This window comes from Bacillus sonorensis NBRC 101234 = KCTC 13918, from assembly GCF_001592005.1.
GTDB lineage: Bacteria > Bacillota > Bacilli > Bacillales > Bacillaceae > Bacillus > Bacillus sonorensis.
This window is the reverse complement of the sequence record NZ_BCVZ01000002.1, coordinates 401,999-423,625: the sequence shown is the minus strand read 5'-3', so window position 1 is coordinate 423,625 and position 21,627 is coordinate 401,999. Positions and strand designations below refer to the sequence as shown.

The following is a 21,627-nucleotide window of genomic DNA, read 5'->3' as shown; positions in this document are numbered from 1 at the left end:
TTTTCATCCTTGTCAGCCTCAGGGCCTGGTTTTAACAGAAAGTCACACAATGTTATTCGCCATTATCGGGGATCAGGAGCTTATGTTCGATCGCCTCTGAAAGCACGATAAGCGTTGAAGAAAAACCGTACGGGCTGCATGAATCAAGAAAAGCGGTTAGCGATTCCATCGATGCGGTGATGATTTTCATCATAAAATTATACTCCCCGCTGATCCGGTACAATTCGATGACATCCGGGGATTGCGAGCAAAATTCCTGAAAGTCCAGACAATTGGTTGTCTTGAATAGCACGAATGCCGTGACGTCTTTACCGAGTTTCTTAGGCGAAAGAATCGTCTTGTAGCCGGCGATGATTCCCTTCTCTTCGAGCTTGCGCATCCGTTCGGTTACGGCCGGTTGTGTCATCGCGATCTTCCGGCCGATTTCGGCAATCGGCATTCGCGCGTTCTCATGAAGCAGTGATAGTATTTTACTGTCGATGCTGTCCATAGAGTTTTCTCCTTTATTTTATATTCCATAACGGTTTTTTTATCTTTAATATGAAGAATTCTTCTCCATTATAGCATGATTTATATATGTACATTGTAGATATAACCTTATAAAATGTCATTCAAAGATAAATTGAAGGAGTGGATTTCAATTGATTACCACAACATCACTTAACCTGGATACCCCTCTCACCATTGGCGGCATCGAACTTCGCAACCGATTCATCATGGCGCCCATGCAGCAGTACAAAGGCTCGCCGGAAGGTTATGCGACAGAACATCACGTTCAGCATTATTCAAGAAGAGCAAAAGGTATCGGCTTGATGATCGTCGAATCGACGGCTGTATCCGATAATGGCAGACTGTGGCCTAACGATATCGGCATTTATTCGGATCGACACACCGAGATGCTGAAGAGAGTAACCGATGCCGTTCATACCCGGGATACACCGATATTCGTTCAATTATCTCATGGAGGAAGAAAGTCGGCGCCGGAAGTGACGGATCGGCTGATTGCGCCAAGTGCAATCCCCTATGACGAATCATACGGAAAGCCTGCGGAATTGTCGATTTCCGAGATTGAGGCGCTTATTGAGGATTACCGGATGGCCGCCAGACGCAGCATTATGGCGGGTTTTGACGGAATTGAGGTGCATGCCGCTCACGGATTTTTGATTCATCAGTTCCTGTCGCCGATCTCCAATCTCCGAAATGACGCATATGGAGGGACGCGCCTCGGCAGGATGAAATTTTTGAAAGACACGCTTGCCGCCATTCGTTCTGAAACCGGCCGCAATTACCCGGTTATCGTGCGGATCTCTTCGACCGATTACATCGATGGCGGCCTAAATCCACAGGAACACGCGATGATACTCAAATCACTCGAAGCGGACGGCCTGCTTGACGGAGTTGACGTATCTTCCGGCGGCCTGCTGCCCATCCAGCCGGCCGATATCCATCCAGGTTACCAGTTGCCCGACGCAGCCGCCATTAAGCAGCATCTTCAAATACCTGTCATCGCCGTCGGAAAAATCTATACGCGCAGTTTTGCAGACCGGATCATCAGGGACGGACTGGCGGATGCCGTCGCGATCGGACGACCGCTGCTGGAAGATCCCGATTTCGCACAGAAAATGATCGGTTTAAAGGAGTGAAGCTTTCGGATAGAGCCAAAAAGAAACCGGCTGCCATTCATTCACCAAGCTCATAAGCATACCGCGGACAATGATCAGATTCCTTGAAATAAAAGGGGATATCAGAGTCGAAACACTTGTACAGAAGGCAGCAATTCGATCCCAGTCGGAATCGTACACAACGGTTAGAGATGTTATATCAACGTTTCTAGCCGTTTTTGCTTGCACGGTTACATGCGCAGGGTAGCGGCCCTTACAATTTCACCGAAGTGGAGACGCAGAGTTTGTCCCCAAATAGAACGGGTAAACGCGTGAAGAAGGAGCGCATGCTGCGAAAAACTGCGGTGATAAAAAATCGGAAAGGCATACGGAATCTACGATAGGGCAGTCGAAGAAAATGACGGACTCTTAGAAAAGCGCAATCCAAAAACGCGATGAGTAGGTACGTTATCCGAAAATAATTGTCTGCATGCAGGACGAGTTTTTGGAGTTTGACGACAGCTCATTTTTACAGAGCGTGAATCAGTGATTGATGAGCGTATAGACAAGGATTTCATTCTGTAATGTCTAATATGTTTGATGTCAACGAACTTTTTTGTTGAAATCCAATGGAGAAAGGTGAGATTCATTTGAACATTAGCAATGGGTGGATTGGAAAAGCTGTGGTTCATTTATTACTCATATTATCTGTTGCTGTGGCATCGTTCGGCTATCAAGCGATCGCCCACTCTAAAACTTCATCTCCAGCTCAGATTAGCAACCCGGAAAAGTCAATTGTATTAACGAAATTGAATGACAAAGTATGGGCGCATACATCGTATAATGATTGGAACGGCACAACCTATGACCACAATGGGTTAATCGTATCCACTTCAAAAGGAGCCGTCCTGATTGATACAGCATGGGGGGACGACCAAAAAACTGAAGAACTGTTAAAGATGATCAAAAAACATTTGAACAAAAAAGTTGTTCTGGCACTGATTACTCATGCGCATGATGATAGCATTTCAGGCATTCGGGCGCTGCTGAATGAAGGAATCGATGTGCGCAGTACACATTTGACAGCAAAGCTGGCTAAGGAATATGGATATCCTTCGCCAAATCCGACACTTGATGCAAACCCAGTGATGAAAGCCGGCGGCACAGTGATTGAAGCCTTTTATCCTGGTGAAGGCCATTCACAAGACAACATTACGGTTTGGCTTCCGAAATATAACATATTATTCGGCGGATGTATGATCAAATCATTAGATGCAAAAGATCTCGGAAATCTTTCTGACGCAAATGTAGAACAATGGGATGACTCCGTTAAAAAAGTAATCGAAAAATATCCACATGTCAAAACGGTTGTACCCGGACATGGGAACTGGGGAGATAAGAGCTTGCTCTTCCACACAATTGATTTGATCAACCAACATACCCAAAGCTAACCAAACTATGTTTCAACAGAAAGTCTAGAATGTAAACCCGTCGAGTTCAGTTCAAGCGCTCCTGGAAGAATGCGGGAAATGATCAGGTTTACCGCAGGCGCTAAAGGTACAGAAATAAAGATATAACGGACTTACTCTGGCAAAGACAAGGAGACATTGTTGACCTGAATGTTGAGTCAGCCCTTGCTGCAGGCTCGGCGGTGTTGGAAGAGGAAGTGCCGTTTCCGCGAAATTGAATGGCATGCTTGAAGCGGGCAATGGAGTCAACATAAAATGTAAATTGTTTTATGTTTACTTTTGATTCAACTGTGATACTATATAATTATAAAAAAGTAAACCAAAGCATCTTGTGACACCATTATGCTTATGTTCTGCTTAGAATCTGCATATACTAAAAAGGACCCGACTGCGGTCAACAGTCGAGTCATTCGTACAAAGCGGCCCGACAAGGGCTTGGCTCATATGTCATTTGAAATAGACTTTCCCTTTGAACTTTGGCGGGCTCAAGGGAAGTCTATTTTTCTTTGTTAGACAACACGGCAATTAACATGCCAAAAGCAATCATTAAAGAGATGACTTCATATGTTGTCATACGCATCACCCCCTTTCTAAGGGGATGAGCCAACTTCCCTTGAGTGAGCCGAAACTTTGTACAAAGAATATTTTACCATAACACTCTCAGTTGCCGGGAGTGTTTTTTGCTGTTCAAAAACAGCAATTTTGGGGGATTTTCGGGCGGTTCCCGCGGTTTTGTCGTCGGCCATGTCGCGCCTGAAGCCCAAGTAGGCGGTCCGATTGCATATCTTCAAACAGGCGATATCGTCACCATTGATAGTCAAACCCAGGAGATTTCATTCCAAATTACAGAAGAAGAGCTGAACCGACGGCAAGATCATTGGATTCAGCCTAAGCTAAAAGCATCTTCAGGGGCGCTTGGAAAGTATGCACGCTTAGTATCACCAGCGTCAAAAGGCGCAGTCACAGATATGTTTGAATCTTAAGAAAGTGGATGCATTTTCTCAGGCCATTCATTAGCCTGTTTTTCTTAATAGACAATTCATAAAAAACCGCTCAATCATCCTAACGATTGAGCGGCAATGCAAAGAGAACTTATTTTTTTACGGCATGGATATAATGAATCGTTTCGAATGCCGATAAATCATCCGTTCGATTCTTGAAGAAACGGTCATTTATTTCGGCTGGCGATACATGATCATAAATGAGCAAGCCGGCTGTTTCCAACATGTTCTCGATTTCATCATAAGCGAAACAAGATTTCATTGGCTCCCCGCTTGCTGCTGCCATTTTCACCATGTTTTCAACCCGATTGGATATTCCTTTTTCTTCAAATAATGTTTCATCTGCATAATCAAAAACGATAGAACTGCCTGATGGAACTTCGGCAAACAAATGATTGATCAAGTTTGAGATTTCTTCTTTTGTTAAATAATATGAAACACCTAAAAGGCTAAAGAATGTTTTTTTGTATTCAAACCCTTCATCTAGCAAATGTTGATAGGAAAACGTTTTGGTGAAGTCCATCGAAACAAAATGAAGATGACCCGGAATTTGTAAATCGGCCTCATCCAGTCTTTTCTTTTTAAATTGCTGTGTAGCTGGATAATCGACTTCAAATATGTCTAAGCGGTTTTTCAATTCTGGATGCCGGAAACAAAACGTATCTAAACCGGCGCCTAGTATGACATACTGTTTTAATCCCAACATCACTTCATGAAGCAATACTTTTTCGCAATACGCAGCACGTGCCAAGGGTGTTGGAGAAAGCTGGACTTGAGTGATCCATTTCAACATGTTTTCCGGCTCATCTTGAAATCTTTGAGCAATATCTTTGTTGAAAAACTGTATTCCTTGAATCATATTTTGACTGATATCCGCAAACTCTTTTTCGGTAATGAGATCTTTTGCAATAAAATCATCGAAAATTTTGGGTGTGTCGTATGCGCTGTGATATGCCCGCCCAAAAGCTGATATTAAGGAAGTTAAACTGGACTCATTTTGTTTCATCGCATGATCCTCCTGCATAAAAAAAGATTCCCCCGGCCAGGAGAATCTCATTATACACAAAAAAATCATATAGTTAAATTATAGCATAAATAATTTTTTTTGTCAATATAAAATTGATCAGATGACGATATTTTTTATCCGCCGCAATTAAGGATTCTGCATAAAACAAATACACATTCATTTCTGTTCATCAAAGCGAGTATCTTAATGGTAAGACGTGTGATGGAGGATGTGACGTGGGATACTTTGTTTATGTAGAACCAGGCGTAAAGCTATATGTGGAGGATATCAATCCCGAAAGCAGCAAGACCATCGTTTTTTTACATGGCTGGCCGTTAAGCCATAAACAGTTTGAGTATCAGTTTAATGTTCTGCCGGAAAAAGGATTCCGCTGTATAGGAATTGATTGGAGAGGATTCGGGCATTCGGATAAGCCGATGAGCGGCTACAATTACAATCGATTGGCGGCTGATATTCGCCATGTAGTGGGCGCGCTTCAATTAAACAATGTCACACTCGTCGGCCATTCAACAGGGGGAGCCATCGCGATCCGGTATATGTCCCGGTATAATGGTTATGGAGTATCTAAACTTGTCCTTGTAGACGCTGCAGCTCCTGTGGGCTTCACGAAAGAGACTGCTGATCAATTGCTTCAGCAAGCGTTGCGTGACCGCCCTAAAATGATGCGTGACGTAACAGACACTTTTTTCTTTCGGTATATAACAGAATCATTCTCAGACTGGTTTTTTCAATTGGGGCTGCAGGCGGCAGGGTGGTCAACCAAAGCGGTTATCAAGATGTTAAGGGATGAAAAGCTTTATACTGATCTGCCGAAACTATCAGCACCTGCTTTTATCATTCACGGGATTCACGACAAAGTGATTCCATTTGCACAAGCTGAAGAACTGCATCAAAGCATCAGGAATTCGCAGCTGATCCCCTTTCATTACAGCGGCCACGGCCCTTTCTGGGAAGAGCGGGAAAAATTTAATCGCATCTTGACGCAGTGTATTGGAGAATAGCCGCGACAACGGGATGATCCAGGCTTATCATCGGGAACTTCCCCGCTTCAGCTTCGGCATCCGGATAAAGTATTTTGTAAAACAGCGGGGCCCAACCTTTGGGTTTTCGAATCAGAAAGGCGCACTTGCACTTGCGTATTCGCGGGAAGCTCTAATGATATCTCATCAAATTTGCCTGCCCAAGGAGTTCCGCCAAACCAGCTTGGGGCATCTTCCTTAACAGGATACATCTTAAATCGCCAACTGATTTCACCGGGGATCTGCGCGAATCCTTCATAGCGGTCATACTCTCCAAATGAAGAAGGAAGGGGCATCCAGTCGGCATAGATGCCTACACTTTGCCGTTCCCGAACAGGACTCATCGGCAGATCTGTATACGGTTTTTTCACTTTCGTAATCAAAGCAGCACCCCGGGCATTGGGGATATCCCTGACCGGATGAAGAACAATGCTGCATGGATAGGTGAACGTTTGCGCCTGGATTGTTCCTGCGTGAAGTAAGAATATGATCAGCAAAACCGTCAGCCTTTTGAACAATATCATCGCCTCCACATCTGGCCATAGTTTACCCGATCTCTTGTTCAGAAATTCCTCAAGAATGGTTTAAGACTTTTGATACAGTAAGGGAAATAAGCGGGCTTATAAAAGACCGCTTTTTTTTATTCCTGTTTTCTCCTTCTTCAGCCCCAAAAAATAATATCATGTAGAAAGTATTTCACGTTGAAGGTAAATTGTGGGATAATATCATCAGCAGAATATATCTAAAGACCTGCTGCTCTTTATCTGTGAAGCAGATATTGGCCGTTTACATCAATATTTGAATCGATCACTTGGAAGGGGGCAAATTATATGAATAACAGCCCGACAACAGTAAGAGCGCTCATTTTTCAAACGCATATTAAAAGATTAAAAGAATTAATGACCAAACGGCTTGATCAATCAATCACCAAAGCTGAGCGCCGTGAATTGGCGAAGCTCCATGACGACTGCATTGACATGATGGCAAATGTTTTTCAAAACGGTTGTTCTTTGGATAAAGATTTGATATCGAAAGAAGAAGCGGAAGAAACGATTGCGCTGCTTCATAAAATCATAAAAAGCAGCGGCTCCTTTTCGGATGAGTGATCCGTGAGAAAAAAGCCCCGAAATAACCTACATGCAATTGATGCAGTACTTAATCAGAAACAGGACAATAAGCTGAAAAATCGAGGAAAAGAAAATGAAAAAGTGCTTCAAACGATTCCTTTTTGGATTTGTGATATTTTGTATATTAGGAGGGGTGGTCGCGGGATTGCTCGAAGGGAAATATAAAGAAGGGGATGAGCTGAAATTGGGCTCAGCCATTTACGGGGCTGATACCGTTGAAAATTGGAAGGAAGCCAAGAATCACGGGAGGTTCAATATATTCGACGAAGATGGAGTTGCCATAAAGTCAATACCGCGGCATCAAAGAGTCAAAATCATAAAATTGATCAAAAAAGATGACATGGCTTTGGTGAAAATGTTAGATGGCGCTTATCAAGGCACACAATGGTGGGTGAAAACATCAGAGTTAAAAAAGGAAAAAAGCGCAGGCAGCGGCGGCATCCATACTCACCGCAAAACCAGCCACAGCCATCATCATCATTAATGCCGTATCTGCGTGTCTATATATTTAGATTAAGGAGGATGCAAGATGACTGAAGATTTTTATTGTGATGAAGTGCTCAGCGGGAAAACCGAGGTACATAAAGTGATAGAGACTGAAAATGTATTAGCCTATTACCATACAAGACCTTTTTATCCGGTTCACATTGTAGCGATCCCAAAAAAGCACATCTCTTCCCTTATTACTTTAAAAGAAGAGGATCATGAGCTGCTGCTTGAATTACTGGATGTTGTTCAAAAGGTTGCTGCAATGGTAACGGAAGAACACGGCGCTTGCAGGGTGATAACAAATCTAGGCGATTATCAGGATTCAAAACATCTTCATTGGCATATCGTTTTTGGAAAGCCTTTAAGGTAACTGAATTGTTCGCTTCGGCGGGAGCCGCCTGTTTATCAATGTGGTCCGGGAATTCAGCTTAATCCAAATCATAATATGGTAAAATGATTGTCGAAACAAAAGGGTTTTACAGGGGAGATGAGGCGAATGAAGTCTGAAAAAGAGAAGATGTTAAACGGGGAACTGTATAATGCGGCTGATCCGGTTTTGCGACAAGAAAGATCAAACGCGCGCAGGCTAACAAGTGAATTTAATCAAACTTCGGAAAAAGACGATCATAAAAGAATCGGCCTGCTGAAGGAACTGTTTGGTTCAACAGGAGACGAGGTATACGTAGAGCCGACCTTTCGCTGTGATTACGGCTATAACATTCATGTCGGAGAGAATTTTTATGCGAATTTTGACTGCGTGTTTCTCGATGTCTGTGAAATCCGGGTGGGCGACAACTGTTTGATCGGGCCTGGCGTACATATCTATACGGCAACACACCCATTGAATCCGTCTGAAAGGATCAGCGGAGCGGAGTCGGGAATTCCGGTGACGATCGGCCATAATGTATGGATCGGCGGACGGGCCGTGATCAATCCCGGAGTGCATATCGGCGACAATGCGGTGATCGCTTCCGGGGCGGTTGTGACAAAAGATGTGCCGGCTGGCGCAATAGTAGGCGGGAATCCCGCAAGAATCATCAAACAGCTGGAAGATAAATAGCATCAGAAAAAACACCGATTTTCAATTGATTGGTGTTTTGGTTTTGCCAACATTCAGCTGTTCTAGGATCGGCTATGCGTCTTCGGGCTGCAAATGCAGTATTGCCACCCGAAGACGCATAGCCGATATTCTCTAAAAGTCCTGAAAAAGCGAACCAATATGATCTGCTCCCCTCCAATGCAGGTCAGGTTAAAGAACTACTAAACCCCCGATATATCAGGATATCGGGGGTTTTATTGCTGAAGGCTACCTTGTAACCGTGATATTATTAATGATCGTCTGGCCCAGTGTATTTGTATAGGAAAATATCGCTTTTCCAGGGCTGACGGCTTTTACATAGACGCGGTCTGAGACAATTCTGACCGTAATCGCGCTTCCGCTGTATGAAATGTTCTTAATTCCGACATATTGGTCTTCCTGTCCAACTTTCATCGGCCTGTTGATGACGGCAGCCTGCGGGGAAATGATGCTCTGAATAGAGTGATTCGCCGTTTTCGCCGTCTCTTGGGCCTGAACATGCAAGGGATTTCCTGAAACTGCAAAAGCTCCGGCAAGCAAACATGAAGCAACTAAACCTTTCGTTAACAACTTCATATCATCATCCCTTTTCCATTTGATAATTCCAGGATATGGGTTGTGCGGACGGGAGTCAATGTTTGGAAGCGATGATTCACATGATCGACAAATCAATACAAACAATTGTGTGAAGAGGGAGGATTTGAAGCGCCGGTATCATATTCGTCTCCCGCTTCCAAGTTTGTTCTTTTGTTCAGGGCATTGATAAAAATCTTCACGTTTTTCTTATCCTGCATAATGGGTGAATAAATATATGAAAGCATTCGATTAAATGTTTGATGTTTCAGCTTGATCACAGTCAGGTTTCCGTGCTGTACGTCTCTTTCAATGACGCTCCGCGACAAGAGGGAAAGCCCGACACCCGTCATCAGCGTTTCTTTGATTCCCTGGTTGCTGCTTATCGTCAGAAATGATTTCACTTTCAACCCATTTGAACGGATCACGTGATTAAGATATTCACGCGTTCCTGATCCGACTTCCCGCGTCACCCATGTTTGATTCTGAAGGTCGGCCATCGTCACTTCGCTTTGGCTAGCAAGCGGATGATCGCTTGAAGCAGCGATGAATAGTTCGTCTTGCATAAAAGCGTGGACAGAAAGATCTTTTTCATTTGTCTGTCCTTCGATTAAACCGATATCTACCTTATAGCGGCGGACGGATTGCACGATTTCTTCTGTATTCCCGATAACGGCTTGGAGTTCAAGTTCGGGGTAGTCTGCTTGAAGATCAAACAGCAAAGAGGGAAGAATATATTCTCCAATCGTAAAGCTTGCCCCGATTTTCAGCTCGCCTTTAATGGAATGGTGATGATCGAGAATGTCCTGCTTTGTCTGTTCGTAAATGGCAATCATTTGTTTGGCGCGGTCATATAAAATCTCGCCCGTAGGGGTGATTTTTAGAAATTTCGGCGAACGCTCGAACAGCTTGGTTTGGAATTCTTTCTCAAGGTTTTTAATGTGCATGCTTACGCTTGGCTGGGACATGAGAAGGATTTCGGCGGTTTTTGTAAAGTTTTTCACCTCGGCGAGGGTGACGAATGTCTTTAGTGCATCATAATACAAAACAATCCCACCTTATTATTAAAGATATTAATAGCTGTGATAATTAATATATATTTTACTAATGTTGAGTATTCCAGTAAACTTTAAAGTAGAATCTTTTTTAGGAAATGTTTATCAGGTGCTTGATCAGCCAAGTTCTTATACAGTTTTCAGAAAAATCAGGCTGAGGTGAACGCATACACCCTTTCTTGTAAAAGAAAATGTTCCTAAAACGAAGCCATGTTTTTGCGTTCCCTGCGTCATTAAAACCGATTTCGTTTATCGGAATAGTTGATAATAGGGGCCGTGTTCTGCTGTTACCAACAGTCATCATTTTTTATTCCTTAGTGAGGTGGATATCGTTGCAACTTCAGGTAATGAACAGTCCGTTTAATCAGGAGCAGGCAGAGCTTCTCAACCGTCTTCTGCCGACTTTGACAGAATCGCAGAAAGCTTGGCTGAGCGGTTTTTTGGCCGCTTCCCAGTCATTTGAAGCAGCAGCGGCGCTGGAAACGCCGGCAGCGGAAATTCCGGCCGCTGAACCGGTGCAGCCTGTTTCAAAAGAAGTGACCATTCTTTACGGATCACAGACTGGAAATGCTCAGGGGCTTGCGGAGAATGCGGGCAAAAAGCTTGAAGAGCGAGGCTTTCAAGTAACCGTTTCATCCATGAGCGACTTTAAGGCAAACCAGTTGAAAAAAATACGAAACCTGCTGGTCGTCGTCAGCACGCACGGAGAAGGCGATCCGCCGGATAATGCCCAGTCATTCCATGAGTTTCTTCATGGCAGACGGGCTCCTAAGCTAGATGATCTCCGTTTTTCCGTATTGGCTCTTGGAGACAGTTCATATGAGTTTTTCTGCAAAACGGGAAAAGATTTCGATCAGCGGCTGGAAGAGCTCGGCGGAAAAAGGCTCCATCCCCGTGTTGACTGCGACGTTGACTTTGATGATTCTGCGTCCGCTTGGCTGGAAGGCGTTCTGGGCGGTTTGAGCGAAGCCGGGGGACAAGGTAAAAGCGCCGCTCCGAATCAGGCGGCAGCTCCTCAAACGGCTGATGCGGTCTATTCGAGAAAAAAACCGTTTCAAGCAGAAGTGCTGGAAAATTTGAATTTAAATGGACGCGGTTCAAATAAGGAAACGCGCCATCTCGAATTATCGCTCGAGGGGTCCGGTCTCACATACGAGCCGGGAGATGCGCTCGGCATTTATCCGGAAAATGACCCGGAACTTGTCGATATGCTGTTACAGGAAATGAAGTGGGATCCGGATGAAGTCGTCACCGTTGATAAACAAGGGGAACGGCTCCCGCTGAAAGAAGCGCTGACATCTTATTTTGAAATTACGGTGTTAACGAAGAAGTTTCTTCGGCAGGCAGCGGCACTTACCGAGAATGAAAAGCTGCGGGAGCTTACGGCGCCTGGCAATGAAGACCGCTTAAAAGAGTATATTCACGGACGCGATTTGCTGGATTTCGCCGGGGACTTCGGACCGTTCAGTGCGTCGGCGCAAGAGTTTGTTTCGATTCTCCGGAAAATGCCTCCGCGCCTTTATTCGATCGCCAGCAGCATCGCGGCGAATCCGGATGAAGTCCATTTGACGATTGGGGCGGTTCGCTACAATACGCACGGCAGAGACCGGAAAGGAGTCTGCTCGATTCTATGTGCCGAACGGCTTCAGCCTGGCGACACATTGCCGGTTTTCATTCAGCCGAACAAAAATTTCAAGTTGCCGGAAAATCCGGACACACCGATCATCATGGTCGGACCAGGCACAGGCGTTGCGCCGTTCCGTTCGTTTATGCAGGAGCGCGAAGAAACCGGGGCGAAGGGGAAATCGTGGATGTTCTTCGGCGACCAGCATTTTGTCACGGATTTTCTCTATCAGACAGAGTGGCAAAAGTGGCTGAAAGACGGTGTGCTGACGAAGATGGATATCGCATTTTCCCGCGATTCGGAGGAAAAAGTATATGTCCAGCACCGGATGCTTGAGCATAGCAAAGAACTGTTTGAGTGGCTTCAAGAGGGAGCGGCATTCTATATTTGCGGCGATAAGAACCATATGGCGAAAGATGTTCACAACACCTTGCTGGACATTATCGAAAAAGAAGGCGGCATGAGCCGCGAGGAAGCGGAAGCCTACTTGGCAGAGATGAAGCAGCAAAAACGCTATCAGCGTGATGTATACTGATTTTGACTGAAAGGGGTTTTTCCAAGATGGGGAATCAAATATTAAAAGCGCCGGAAGGCCCGCCAAGCGATGTTGAACGCATTAAAAGAGAAAGCAATTATTTGCGCGGCACGCTGAAGGAATCGATGCTCGATCAGATCAGCGCCGGAATTTCCGATGACGATAACCGCCTGATGAAACATCACGGCAGCTATTTGCAGGATGACCGCGATCTTCGCAATGAGCGCCAAAAGCAAAAGCTTGAGCCTGCATATCAGTTCATGCTTCGCGTCCGGATGCCGGGCGGGGTGGCGAAGCCTGAGCAATGGCTTGTCATGGATGAGCTTGCCAGCCGGTATGGAAACGGGACATTGAAGCTGACGACAAGGGAAACCTTTCAAATGCACGGTATTTTAAAATGGAATATGAAAAAAACCATTCAGAAAATCAATTCCGCGCTGTTGGATACGATTGCGGCGTGCGGCGATGTCAACCGCAATGTGATGTGCGCTTCAAATCCATACCAGTCGGACATTCATGCCGAAGTCTATGAATGGTCGAAAAAATTGAGTGATGATTTGCTGCCGCGTACGCGCGCGTATCATGAAATTTGGCTTGATGAAGAAAAAGTCGCCGGCACCCCGGAAACCGATGAAGTCGAACCAATGTACGGACCGCTTTATCTGCCGCGGAAATTCAAAATCGGGATTGCCGTTCCGCCGTCAAATGACATTGACGTGTTTTCACAGGATCTCGGTTTTATTGCCATCGTGGAAGATGACAAGCTCATCGGTTTTAATGTGGCAATCGGCGGCGGAATGGGGATGACCCACGGCGACAAGGCGACATATCCTCAGCTTGCCAAGGTCATCGGCTTCTGTAAACCGGAGCAAATCTATGATGTGGCAGAAAAAACGATTACGATTCAGCGTGATTACGGAAACCGTTCTGTCCGCAAAAATGCCCGGTTCAAGTACACGGTTGACCGCCTCGGATTGGAAACGGTCAAAACCGAACTTGAAAACCGCCTCGGCTGGAGTTTAGCCGAAGCAAAGCCGTATCATTTCGACCATAACGGCGACCGCTACGGCTGGGTAAAAGGTGTGAAGGGAAATTGGCATTTTACGCTGTTTGTCGAAGGCGGACGAGTGACAGACTATGCTGATTACAAGCTGATGACCGGATTGCGCGAAATCGCCAAGGTCCATACCGGCGAATTCCGGCTGACCGCAAACCAGAACCTGATCATCGCCAATGTATCAAGCCAAAAAAAGAAAAAAATCAGCGAGCTGATTGAGCAGTACGGCTTGACGGACGGAAGGCATTATACGGCGCTCCGCCGCAGCTCGATGGCGTGCGTCGCTCTGCCGACATGCGGACTGGCAATGGCTGAAGCGGAACGGTATTTGCCGGCATTGATTGATAAAATTGATGAGATCATAGAAGAAAACGGGCTTCGGAACGAAGAGATTACCATCCGCATGACAGGATGCCCGAATGGCTGCGCCCGTCATGCGCTCGGCGAAATCGGCTTTATCGGCAAAGCGCCGGGCAAGTACAACATGTATCTTGGCGCCGCATTCGACGGCAGCCGTTTGAGCAAAATGTATCGGGAAAACATCGGTGAGGAAGAAATTTTAAAAGAACTTCGTACAATTCTTCCGCGTTATGCGAAAGAACGCAAGGAAGGCGAACACTTCGGGGATTTCGTCATCCGCGCCGGAGTGATTAAAGAAACGACAGACGGCACGAACTTTCATGATTGAGCACATGGAATGAAAACCGCCTTGGCTTTTTGACCAAGGCGGTTTTTTTGTGTATCAAGGCTACCGATTTAGATTACGTCTGTTTTCAACACCTTAATAAACTCATGCGCCGCCGGCGTTACGTCATCGAATGAGTGCGCGATGACGCCAATATCGCGGGTGATCCGGGGAAAGATGTCCTTTTTGATCAATTGATGCGGTACAGATGAAAGTGTAAAGTTTGAAATAATGCCTATGCCCAAGTTGTTTTTAACCATATTAATCAAGGTTTCGGCATTTTGGACAGTCAAGTTTTCCTTTAATTCAATACGGTGCTGCTGGAACGTGTTTGACATCGCGATTTCATGACCGCCTTTGCAAAAAATAAGGTCATCTTGATATGTGTTGAGGTCGATATGCTTTGCCTGTTTTAATTCGTCATATTGCGGCGGAATGACGGCCACCATATAGTCGTTGCACAATAGTTGATGGTCAAACGGTTCAAATGGAGATGCCGCGATCCCGATATCAACCGTCCGATCCTCGACCCATCCTTTGATTTGCTCAGAGGTCCCCTCAACCAATTCTATGCGGATCAGCGGGTAGTTTGATCTGAATGCCGCAATCGCCTGCGGCATGATATTTGTTGAGACGGCAGGAAATGAACCGATTTTCACCTTCCCGCTTAACAGCTTGTTTTCCCGGTTGGCTACTTGATATATTTTGCTTTCAATCCCCTTCATTTGCCTCGCCAGCAGCAAAATTTCCTTTCCGACGTCAGTCAGCATCAAACCATGATGTTTATCTCTGATCAATAATTTGAGCTGCAGCGAGCTTTCCAGGTTTTTAATCGCTTTGCTTACCGCCGGCTGAGAGATGAACAATTCTTTTGCCGCTTCTGTAATATTCAATGTCTCTGCCACTTTTACAAATATGTGAAGATGGTTCATGTTCATAACCATTTGGTTATACCTCCGATAATAAAAAAGTATTTCAGTTATATATAAATGTAACATATGATAGAAACCAGCACGATATTTCAACAAGAAAGGCGGCTGGATAATGGTAAAAGTCATGCTGGGAATCATATCTGTCACACTTATTTGGGGTTATACCTGGGTTGCGATGAAAGTAGGAATCCACGATATCCCCCCGCTTTTGTTTTCGGCTTTGCGCCTGTTCATCGGGGCGGTTCCTTTATTTCTCATTCTCTTCATTCAAAGAAAAAAACTTTCCATCGGAAAAGAACATGTCAAAAGCTATATCATCATGAGCCTGCTGATGGGTCTGGGCTATATGGGGATCTTAACGTATGGCATGCAATTTGTCGATTCAGGGAAAACCTCTGTTTTGGTGTATACAATGCCTATATTTGTTACGGTGATCAGCCATTTTACTTTAAACGAAAAAATGAATGTGTATAAAACGATCGGGCTGATATGCGGCTTCTTCGGACTGTTATTTATATTTGGAAAAGAAATGCTGAATGTCGATCAAAGCGCTGTATTTGGAGAACTGTGCGTCCTTGCGGCAGCGCTTAGCTGGGGAATCGCGAATGTGTTTAGCAAGCTTCAATTCAAGCATATCGATATCATTCATATGAATGCCTGGCATCTTATGATGGGAGCCGTCATGCTATTGGTTTTTTCCTTTATATTGGAACCCGTCCATTCAGCCGAGTGGACATATCAGGCGGTATGGTCATTGGTGTTTAATGGTTTGCTTTCGACCGGTTTTACATTTGTCGTATGGTTTTGGGTGCTTAATCAAATCGAAGCGTCAAAAGCGTCCATGGCATTAATGTTCGTTCCGGTATTGGCTCTTTTCTTTGGATGGCTGCAATTGCACGAACAGATCACCACGAATATCATTATCGGCGCACTGCTGATATGCTGCGGCATCTTTATGAATACATTCAAATTTTCCCGACATAAAATATGAAATTTTTATGTATATACATTTCCCGGGAGTGATATATGGTAATATCAACTGGGAGGGATGGAAAAAATGAAAATCGAACACATCGCAATCTGGACGAAACATTTAGAGGAAATGAAAGATTTCTACACAAGATTTTTTAAGGGAACAGCAAACGAAAAATACATCAATCCGAAAAAACAATTTGAATCCTATTTTATACAGTTTCAGTCAGGAACCCGGCTTGAGCTGATGAGACGGCCGGATTTGACGCCGGGAAAAGAGGAAATGGAAGGCTATGCACATATGGCGTTCTCCCTGGGCTCCCGTGAAAAGGTAGATGAGATGACCCGCCGGTTAAAGGAGGAAGGGGTGCCTGTTGTTGGAGAGCCCCGTGTGACAGGAGACGGCTATTATGAGAGTGTCATCCAAGATCCAGACGGCAACCTGGTCGAACTGACGGTATAACAATGAAAAAAGCTAATGTCTGCATGTGAGACATTAGCTTTTTTGTTTAGATGGCGGCATCCAGCTGATTGATTTTCCATTTGCCGTTTTCCTTGGTGAATGTGATGTTTCTTTTTGCTGAAGGCGATCCGTCCTTGGCAGGCACGGTAAATTTATATGTGCGGGCATTGCCTTTTTTGGAGATGAGTTTGAATGTTGAATGCTCCCAATCCAACAGGTTGTCCCCATCACCGACTGGAACGGCCATTTTTCCTTTATAGCTGATGATATTGTATTTCTTAAAGCCTTTTTTGATTGCATCTTTTGTAAACACGGGAGTCAGGTAGTCGGTCAGCTTCGCTTTTGTACTAAATTCACTGCACATATAAACATATGAAAGATTTTGATATTCGAATATGTTAGTTTGGCATGTTGATTTTTTGGCTTTCGGGTTATGGCCGCTCATTGTATTCCAAAAATGTTCACGGGCCTGCAATGTCATCGTTAACACCTGTTTTTTCGTTAATTCCCCTGATGTATGATTTTTAGCAGCAGTTGTCGTATGGATAGGTAAAACCAATAAAGCAGCTAACATAAAAACGATAAACTTTTTCACTGTTCTTCTCTCCTTAAGAAAAAATATATCTCTTATGTTACAAATGTTACAATAATTACGGAAAGATTACAAGATATTTTCGAAGAAAATTTTTCCGGCTGCTTATGAAACCGTCATCATCAGTTATCATTGATAAATTGAACAGCAACCCTCCCTTACGGTGAGACCGCCGCTATGAAAAGTGTAAATGGGAAGCAGGATGCGACAGCTCAATCCGGCGGCCTTTTTAACCCGCAAAAGAGTTGGTGAAGCGGACGGTCTTTTTTTTCCTTACTACACAATACCCCAATCCCTCCTTCTTTATTCAGGAATATCCGGATTTGAGAGAATGGTTGTGGATCAGGCGAAACGGCCCAGATAGAACGGAGGATGCCAGCCATAGCGATTAAAGAACAGCCGTGTTACCATTGGCGAATCAGAAACAGGAGGATAGTCCCTACGGGAGAAAATACGAAATTTTAAATAAAATCAAATTATTTCAGTAAAAAAACTGTAACCAAATTCATACCAATCTGTCATGGGGATGACATTTTCCTATGTTACGATCTTTCCTGTTAGTTTCTAAAGAGCTAACAAGGGAGGATTTAACTTATGAAGAAGACAATAATGTCCTTGGCTGCAGCCGCAGCTATGTCAGCGACTGCATTCGGAGCAAGCGCCTCAGCAAAAGAAATTACGGTTGAGAAAGGGGACACGCTCTGGGGGATATCCCAAGACAACGGGTTGAACCTAAAGGACTTGAAAAAATGGAATCAGCTTTCATCAGACATCATTTTTCCTGGTCAAAAGCTGAACATTTCTTCTCAAGAAGAAAACTCTGATCAGAAGCAGTACACCATCAAACCTGGAGATACATTATCAAAAATCGCTCAAAAGTACGGTGTTTCTGTGAACGATCTTAAAGGATGGAACAACCTCAAATCGGACTTGATTTTTGCCGGAAAAACCATGGCGATAACCGGAGATGGGGCGGGTGTGAAAGCACCTGTAAAACAAGCAGCCGTCCAAAGCGAACAGCCTGCGGCACCTGTAAAACGGCAAGCAGCTCCAAGCAGTCAGCCTGAAGCGGCTGCAAAAGAAATCACCGTTAAAGCTACTGCATATTCGGCAAATGACGGCGGCATTTCAGGCATTACAAAAACAGGAGTCGATTTGAATGCCAATCCGGATGCTAAAGTCATCGCAGTTGACCCAAACGTGATTCCGCTTGGTTCCAAAGTGTATGTTGAAGGCTATGGCGAAGCGACCGCTGAAGATACCGGAAGCGCCATAAACGGACATAAAATCGATGTATTTATTTCAAATAAAGAAGACGCGCTCAACTGGGGCGTAAAAACCGTTAAAGTGAAAATATTAGATTGATATAGAGAGACGCGGAATTCCGATTCCGCGTCTTTTTGATTGTGTCATACATTTGCCGCCTATTGAAAACTGTAAAGATATATAAAGGCAGCGGTATCATCGGTTCGAGGGAGTCCCATGCGACAGGCAATAATAATTTTGTTGCAGGATCGGTGCGCGGAAGGGCGGATGGAACGGCACAATCGTCAGCCCTTTCTTCATACAATACGATAAACCCCAACTCAGATTCGATAGCGATGGGATGGGCTGCCGGCAGCACACCTTCCTCAGTGAACCGGAAGATTGAATTGCTTGCGAGAAACGGCACGATTAACCCTTTTCAAGACTACTGCGAGTATTTTGAAAGTCTGACGGGTGAAAAGATTCCGGCGGGGACGCTTGTCGCCCTCCGAAGGCGGTAAGATCAGACCGGCTGAAAAGGGCGACAATCTGCTCGGCGCAATCCTCGGGGAAGCAAGCTTTCATTGGTCCGGCCGCTGCGTCAAAAATGAGTTTGGCGGATATGTTTATGAATGGCAAAAAGGCCTTGACGGTCAAATGCTCTTGTTTCCTAAAGAAAATCCCGACTACCTTCCTGGACAAGACTATAAATCTAGAAAAGAACGCGAAGAATGGAATGTGGTCGGTCTCGCCGGACAAGTGTATGTCAGATGTGATGAGGCGGTCAAGGCAGGTGATCTTATAGAGGCTGACGGCGGAATGGCTGCAAAAGCAGATCTGCCGGGACAGCGCTGGCAGGTCATGAACATCACCTCAGAATATGACAGCGTGCGGAGCTTTGGAATTGCCCGCGTATTTATTCGATTAAAAAAGCAGTCCGGCTAATAAAAGCCGGGCTGCTTTTTTTTATGCATTCTGCGTGTCTTCATGTTTGTCCTTGATCAGGAAAGAAAGCGCCAGCGCAACAATGGCAAAGCCGATTGCGACATAATAGACCGTATGAACGCCTGCGGTCATTCCCTGCATTTGCAGGTCCTTTTCGCTTGTTAAAGCCGATTGATGAATGAACCGGTTTGAAACGGTTGTCAAGATTGTCGTGTATAAAGCGGGGCCGATCGCGCCCGATACTTGGTTGACCGTATTCATAATCGCCGAGCCGTGAGGGTATAAAGGCTTTGGCACTTGATTTAATCCAAGTGTCATCACCGGTGCCATCGTGAAGCCGACGCCGAGTGTAAAGCCCGCATAAAGCATCATTGCGGCTGCCATCGAGGTTTCGCTCGAAATATGTGTAAACAGCCAAAGCACAACGGTGACAATGATTAAACCGGTGAGAAGCAGCGGCCTAAAACCGAGCTTATCAAAAAGGCGCCCCGCTACGAGAGAGGTCAGGGCGAGAACCAGGCCGCCAGGCAGCATCAACAGGCCGGTGTATAACGGTGACAGCTCAAGCGCCATTTGGAAGTAAAGCGGCAAGATCAGCATCATCGAAAATTGCAGCATCATTACGAGCCAAACAAGGATGACCGCTGTCGAGAACACTTTTGACCGGAAAGGCCGCATATCCAGCATCGGTTCTTTTAGTTTGAGCTGACGGCTCACAAATAAAATCAATCCGATCATCCCGGCCGCAAGTCCAATGATGACCTTCGGACTGCTCCATCCGGCTTCCTCTCCGGCGTTGCTGAAGCCAAACACGATTCCTCCGAAACCAATTGTAGATAACAAAATCGATGTGATATCAATTTTCGGACGGGTCAATTCGGTTACATTTTTTAATCGGAATGCTGCATAAAAGATCATGAAGAGCGAGACGGGCAGCATCATGAAAAAGACGATCCGCCATGAATAATGTTCGACAATATAGCCGGAGATGACAGGGCCGATCGCCGGTGCGAATAAAATGACAAGGGTCAGCATCCCGGTCATCGTTCCGCGCTTATGGGGAGGAACCAAGGTCAGGATCACGTTCATGACCAGCGGCAAAATAAGTCCCGTCCCCGACCCTTGAATAATTCGTCCTGCCAGAACGAGAGGAAAGGCAGGCGCCACGCTTGCCAAAAAGGTTCCCAATGTAAATAAGCTCATCGCGGAAAGAAACAGCTGCCTTGTCGTAAAGCGCTGCATTAAAAACGCGGTAACCGGCACCGCGATCCCGATCATCAGCATGTATCCGGTTGACAGCCATTGGGCCGTATTCGCGGAGACGCCAAAGTCTTCGATAATCTTCGGCAATGCCACATTCATGACCGTTTCATTAATCAGAGCAAGGAAATTGCCTACAATTAAAATTGCGATAATCATGAAAGTGCTTTTTTTAGTGTGTTCCATTCGATTTCCCACCCTTGATTATTGTTGTAACAAAAAAGGAATTTGTTCAGCAGCGGCGTGTAACGGCCGCCCGTTCTTTTTCGTGATCGACAGCACATATGCGCCCTCTATCATCGCCTGTATCGCTGTGCTCAGCGTTTTGGCTGTTTCTTTCTCATAGCCGGACTGTATCAGTTTTTCCTCATAGATAAGCCGCCATCCTTCGTACACGCGGTCACATTCTGTTCTGAGCGTTTCGCTGAAAGACCATGTTTCCGAAGCGAATGATGTGATCGGGATGTCTTCGTAATCCTCCATCATGTATTCCTCAAATCCTTCAGCCATCATTCGAATATAGGTTTGAAACGCTTCCGCCGGATCGGTTGATTGGCTGATGGCTGACTTGATATACGTTTTGACCGTTTCACCGGTCATTTTGATCGCTTCGGCGGCAAGCTCTTCTTTGCCTTTCGGGAAATAATAATAAATCGATCCCCTCGGGGCGCCGCTTTCGGCCGTAATTTGATTTAATCCGGTCGCATGATAGCCTTGCTTGCGGAATAACCGTGAAGCTGTGCGCAATATTTTATCCCGGCTGCTTGTTTGGTCTTTCATCCTATCACCTTCTTAATATACTGATCGGTCTATATAATTGTAACGAAAAAAAGCCCCCTCTTAGAAGGCCCTTTTTTGAAATGATTGGAATGGCCTAT

Annotated in this window: 24 protein-coding genes and 1 pseudogene; 15 read left to right on the top strand and 10 right to left on the bottom strand. The window is 45.1% G+C overall.

What is annotated here, in order from left to right; translation table 11 throughout:
* Positions 1-52 precede the first annotated feature (52 nt).
* Positions 53-490, bottom strand: a complete 438-nt coding sequence (locus tag BTR1S_RS04825) for an Lrp/AsnC family transcriptional regulator (protein WP_006638596.1) — start codon at positions 488-490, stop codon at positions 53-55.
* Between the two features lie 151 nt (positions 491-641).
* On the opposite strand from BTR1S_RS04825, the gene BTR1S_RS04820 reads away from it, so the two are divergent.
* Together BTR1S_RS04820 and bla are read left to right on the top strand one after the other, a co-directional pair.
* A complete protein-coding gene (locus BTR1S_RS04820; protein WP_006638595.1) occupies positions 642-1,643 on the top strand; it encodes an oxidoreductase in 1,002 nt (333 codons plus the stop codon).
* Positions 1,644-2,251: 608 nt separating this feature from the next.
* A complete protein-coding gene (gene bla / locus BTR1S_RS04815) occupies positions 2,252-3,052 on the top strand; it encodes a subclass B1 metallo-beta-lactamase (RefSeq protein WP_006638594.1) in 801 nt (266 codons plus the stop codon).
* Positions 3,053-3,566: 514 nt separating this feature from the next.
* Here bla and BTR1S_RS23095 read toward each other — a convergent pair.
* The gene (locus BTR1S_RS23095; protein WP_224254524.1) at positions 3,567-3,644 is read right to left on the bottom strand and encodes a putative holin-like toxin; all 78 of its coding nucleotides are present in this window, start codon (positions 3,642-3,644) and stop codon (positions 3,567-3,569) included.
* Between the two features lie 130 nt (positions 3,645-3,774).
* On the opposite strand from BTR1S_RS23095, the pseudogene BTR1S_RS04805 reads away from it, so the two are divergent.
* Positions 3,775-4,053: pseudogene (locus tag BTR1S_RS04805) on the top strand (dihydroxy-acid dehydratase); the annotation flags it as partial.
* Positions 4,054-4,162: 109 nt separating this feature from the next.
* Here the strand turns inward: BTR1S_RS04805 and BTR1S_RS04800 are convergent.
* The gene (locus tag BTR1S_RS04800; RefSeq protein ID WP_006638592.1) at positions 4,163-5,077 is read right to left on the bottom strand and encodes a class I SAM-dependent methyltransferase; all 915 of its coding nucleotides are present in this window, start codon (positions 5,075-5,077) and stop codon (positions 4,163-4,165) included.
* Between the two features lie 236 nt (positions 5,078-5,313).
* On the opposite strand from BTR1S_RS04800, the gene BTR1S_RS04795 reads away from it, so the two are divergent.
* On the top strand, positions 5,314-6,099 hold the full coding sequence (locus BTR1S_RS04795; protein WP_029418642.1) for an alpha/beta fold hydrolase: 786 nt from the start codon (positions 5,314-5,316) through the stop codon (positions 6,097-6,099).
* A gap of 47 nt (positions 6,100-6,146) precedes the next feature.
* On the opposite strand, the gene BTR1S_RS04790 is transcribed toward BTR1S_RS04795, so the two are convergent.
* The gene (locus tag BTR1S_RS04790) at positions 6,147-6,641 is read right to left on the bottom strand and encodes a YoqH family protein (protein ID WP_034325808.1); all 495 of its coding nucleotides are present in this window, start codon (positions 6,639-6,641) and stop codon (positions 6,147-6,149) included.
* A gap of 306 nt (positions 6,642-6,947) precedes the next feature.
* On the opposite strand from BTR1S_RS04790, the gene BTR1S_RS04785 reads away from it, so the two are divergent.
* The 4 genes from BTR1S_RS04785 (at position 6,948) to BTR1S_RS04770 (ending at position 8,793) form a co-directional block, all read left to right on the top strand.
* On the top strand, positions 6,948-7,223 hold the full coding sequence (locus BTR1S_RS04785) for a hypothetical protein (protein WP_006638588.1): 276 nt from the start codon (positions 6,948-6,950) through the stop codon (positions 7,221-7,223).
* Positions 7,224-7,389: 166 nt separating this feature from the next.
* Entirely contained in the window at positions 7,390-7,728 is a 339-nt protein-coding gene (locus BTR1S_RS04780; protein ID WP_155910102.1) for a hypothetical protein, read from the top strand.
* 45 nt (positions 7,729-7,773) lie between these two features.
* Positions 7,774-8,103 carry an HIT family protein gene (locus BTR1S_RS04775; RefSeq protein WP_006638585.1) on the top strand — a complete coding sequence of 110 codons (330 nt, stop codon included), beginning with the start codon at positions 7,774-7,776 and terminating at the stop codon, positions 8,101-8,103.
* A gap of 126 nt (positions 8,104-8,229) precedes the next feature.
* Positions 8,230-8,793: a maltose acetyltransferase domain-containing protein gene (locus tag BTR1S_RS04770; protein ID WP_006638584.1), complete on the top strand. Its 564-nt coding sequence runs from the start codon at positions 8,230-8,232 to the stop codon at positions 8,791-8,793.
* Between the two features lie 246 nt (positions 8,794-9,039).
* Here the strand turns inward: BTR1S_RS04770 and BTR1S_RS04765 are convergent, their stop codons facing one another.
* Positions 9,040-9,387, bottom strand: coding sequence for a hypothetical protein (locus tag BTR1S_RS04765; protein ID WP_006638583.1), 348 nt, complete (start codon positions 9,385-9,387; stop codon positions 9,040-9,042).
* A 92-nt stretch (positions 9,388-9,479) separates the two neighbouring features.
* Positions 9,480-10,430: a LysR family transcriptional regulator gene (locus tag BTR1S_RS04760; protein ID WP_006638582.1), complete on the bottom strand. Its 951-nt coding sequence runs from the start codon at positions 10,428-10,430 to the stop codon at positions 9,480-9,482.
* A 341-nt stretch (positions 10,431-10,771) separates the two neighbouring features.
* Between BTR1S_RS04760 and BTR1S_RS04755 the strand changes: the two genes are divergently transcribed.
* Both BTR1S_RS04755 and cysI read left to right on the top strand, forming a co-directional pair.
* Positions 10,772-12,598, top strand: a complete 1,827-nt coding sequence (locus tag BTR1S_RS04755) for an assimilatory sulfite reductase (NADPH) flavoprotein subunit (RefSeq protein ID WP_029418639.1) — start codon at positions 10,772-10,774, stop codon at positions 12,596-12,598.
* A gap of 26 nt (positions 12,599-12,624) precedes the next feature.
* Positions 12,625-14,343, top strand: a complete 1,719-nt coding sequence (gene cysI / locus BTR1S_RS04750; protein WP_029418638.1) for an assimilatory sulfite reductase (NADPH) hemoprotein subunit — start codon at positions 12,625-12,627, stop codon at positions 14,341-14,343.
* 68 nt (positions 14,344-14,411) lie between these two features.
* Here the strand turns inward: cysI and BTR1S_RS04745 are convergent, their stop codons facing one another.
* Positions 14,412-15,284, bottom strand: coding sequence for a LysR family transcriptional regulator (locus tag BTR1S_RS04745; RefSeq protein ID WP_006638579.1), 873 nt, complete (start codon positions 15,282-15,284; stop codon positions 14,412-14,414).
* A 100-nt stretch (positions 15,285-15,384) separates the two neighbouring features.
* Between BTR1S_RS04745 and BTR1S_RS04740 the strand changes: the two genes are divergently transcribed.
* Positions 15,385-16,263: a DMT family transporter gene (locus BTR1S_RS04740; RefSeq protein WP_006638578.1), complete on the top strand. Its 879-nt coding sequence runs from the start codon at positions 15,385-15,387 to the stop codon at positions 16,261-16,263.
* Between the two features lie 66 nt (positions 16,264-16,329).
* Positions 16,330-16,707, top strand: coding sequence for a VOC family protein (locus BTR1S_RS04735; RefSeq protein WP_006638577.1), 378 nt, complete (start codon positions 16,330-16,332; stop codon positions 16,705-16,707).
* 46 nt (positions 16,708-16,753) lie between these two features.
* On the opposite strand, the gene BTR1S_RS04730 is transcribed toward BTR1S_RS04735, so the two are convergent.
* Positions 16,754-17,302 carry a DL-endopeptidase inhibitor IseA gene (locus BTR1S_RS04730; RefSeq protein WP_006638576.1) on the bottom strand — a complete coding sequence of 183 codons (549 nt, stop codon included), beginning with the start codon at positions 17,300-17,302 and terminating at the stop codon, positions 16,754-16,756.
* A gap of 591 nt (positions 17,303-17,893) precedes the next feature.
* On the opposite strand from BTR1S_RS04730, the gene BTR1S_RS04725 reads away from it, so the two are divergent.
* The 3 genes from BTR1S_RS04725 (at position 17,894) to BTR1S_RS23085 (ending at position 19,489) form a co-directional block, all read left to right on the top strand.
* Positions 17,894-18,664: a 3D domain-containing protein gene (locus BTR1S_RS04725; protein WP_006638575.1), complete on the top strand. Its 771-nt coding sequence runs from the start codon at positions 17,894-17,896 to the stop codon at positions 18,662-18,664.
* Between the two features lie 62 nt (positions 18,665-18,726).
* Positions 18,727-19,065 (top strand): peptidase G2 autoproteolytic cleavage domain-containing protein, encoded by a 339-nt coding sequence (locus tag BTR1S_RS23090; RefSeq protein WP_236836042.1) that lies wholly within the window; start codon positions 18,727-18,729, stop codon positions 19,063-19,065.
* The gene (locus tag BTR1S_RS23085) at positions 19,043-19,489 is read left to right on the top strand and encodes a peptidase G2 autoproteolytic cleavage domain-containing protein (protein WP_029418636.1); all 447 of its coding nucleotides are present in this window, start codon (positions 19,043-19,045) and stop codon (positions 19,487-19,489) included. Before BTR1S_RS23090 ends, BTR1S_RS23085 begins: the two co-directional genes overlap by 23 nt.
* Before the next feature lie 21 nt (positions 19,490-19,510).
* Here BTR1S_RS23085 and BTR1S_RS04710 read toward each other — a convergent pair whose 3' ends face one another.
* Both BTR1S_RS04710 and BTR1S_RS04705 read right to left on the bottom strand, forming a co-directional pair.
* Positions 19,511-20,935 (bottom strand): MDR family MFS transporter, encoded by a 1,425-nt coding sequence (locus BTR1S_RS04710; RefSeq protein ID WP_029418635.1) that lies wholly within the window; start codon positions 20,933-20,935, stop codon positions 19,511-19,513.
* 18 nt (positions 20,936-20,953) lie between these two features.
* Positions 20,954-21,529, bottom strand: coding sequence for a TetR/AcrR family transcriptional regulator (locus tag BTR1S_RS04705; protein ID WP_006638573.1), 576 nt, complete (start codon positions 21,527-21,529; stop codon positions 20,954-20,956).
* Positions 21,530-21,627 lie beyond the last annotated feature (98 nt).

Excerpts from the sequence above, each read along its gene's own strand:
- BTR1S_RS04725 (WP_006638575.1), top strand. The coding sequence starts at position 17,894 with ATGAAGAAGACAATAATGTCCTTGGCTGCAGCCGCAGCTATGTCAGCG.
- BTR1S_RS04740 (WP_006638578.1), top strand. The coding sequence starts at position 15,385 with ATGGTAAAAGTCATGCTGGGAATCATATCTGTCACACTTATTTGGGGT.
- BTR1S_RS04825 (WP_006638596.1), bottom strand. The coding sequence starts at position 490 with ATGGACAGCATCGACAGTAAAATACTATCACTGCTTCATGAGAACGCG.
- BTR1S_RS23095 (WP_224254524.1), bottom strand. The coding sequence starts at position 3,644 with ATGACAACATATGAAGTCATCTCTTTAATGATTGCTTTTGGCATGTTA.
- BTR1S_RS04800 (WP_006638592.1), bottom strand. The coding sequence starts at position 5,077 with ATGAAACAAAATGAGTCCAGTTTAACTTCCTTAATATCAGCTTTTGGG.
- BTR1S_RS04775 (WP_006638585.1), top strand. The coding sequence starts at position 7,774 with ATGACTGAAGATTTTTATTGTGATGAAGTGCTCAGCGGGAAAACCGAG.
- cysI (WP_029418638.1), top strand. The coding sequence starts at position 12,625 with ATGGGGAATCAAATATTAAAAGCGCCGGAAGGCCCGCCAAGCGATGTT.
- BTR1S_RS04765 (WP_006638583.1), bottom strand. The coding sequence starts at position 9,387 with ATGAAGTTGTTAACGAAAGGTTTAGTTGCTTCATGTTTGCTTGCCGGA.
- BTR1S_RS04710 (WP_029418635.1), bottom strand. The coding sequence starts at position 20,935 with ATGGAACACACTAAAAAAAGCACTTTCATGATTATCGCAATTTTAATT.
- BTR1S_RS04705 (WP_006638573.1), bottom strand. The coding sequence starts at position 21,529 with ATGAAAGACCAAACAAGCAGCCGGGATAAAATATTGCGCACAGCTTCA.
- BTR1S_RS04735 (WP_006638577.1), top strand. The coding sequence starts at position 16,330 with ATGAAAATCGAACACATCGCAATCTGGACGAAACATTTAGAGGAAATG.
- BTR1S_RS04745 (WP_006638579.1), bottom strand. The coding sequence starts at position 15,284 with ATGGTTATGAACATGAACCATCTTCACATATTTGTAAAAGTGGCAGAG.
- BTR1S_RS04790 (WP_034325808.1), bottom strand. The coding sequence starts at position 6,641 with ATGATATTGTTCAAAAGGCTGACGGTTTTGCTGATCATATTCTTACTT.
- BTR1S_RS04785 (WP_006638588.1), top strand. The coding sequence starts at position 6,948 with ATGAATAACAGCCCGACAACAGTAAGAGCGCTCATTTTTCAAACGCAT.
- BTR1S_RS04770 (WP_006638584.1), top strand. The coding sequence starts at position 8,230 with ATGAAGTCTGAAAAAGAGAAGATGTTAAACGGGGAACTGTATAATGCG.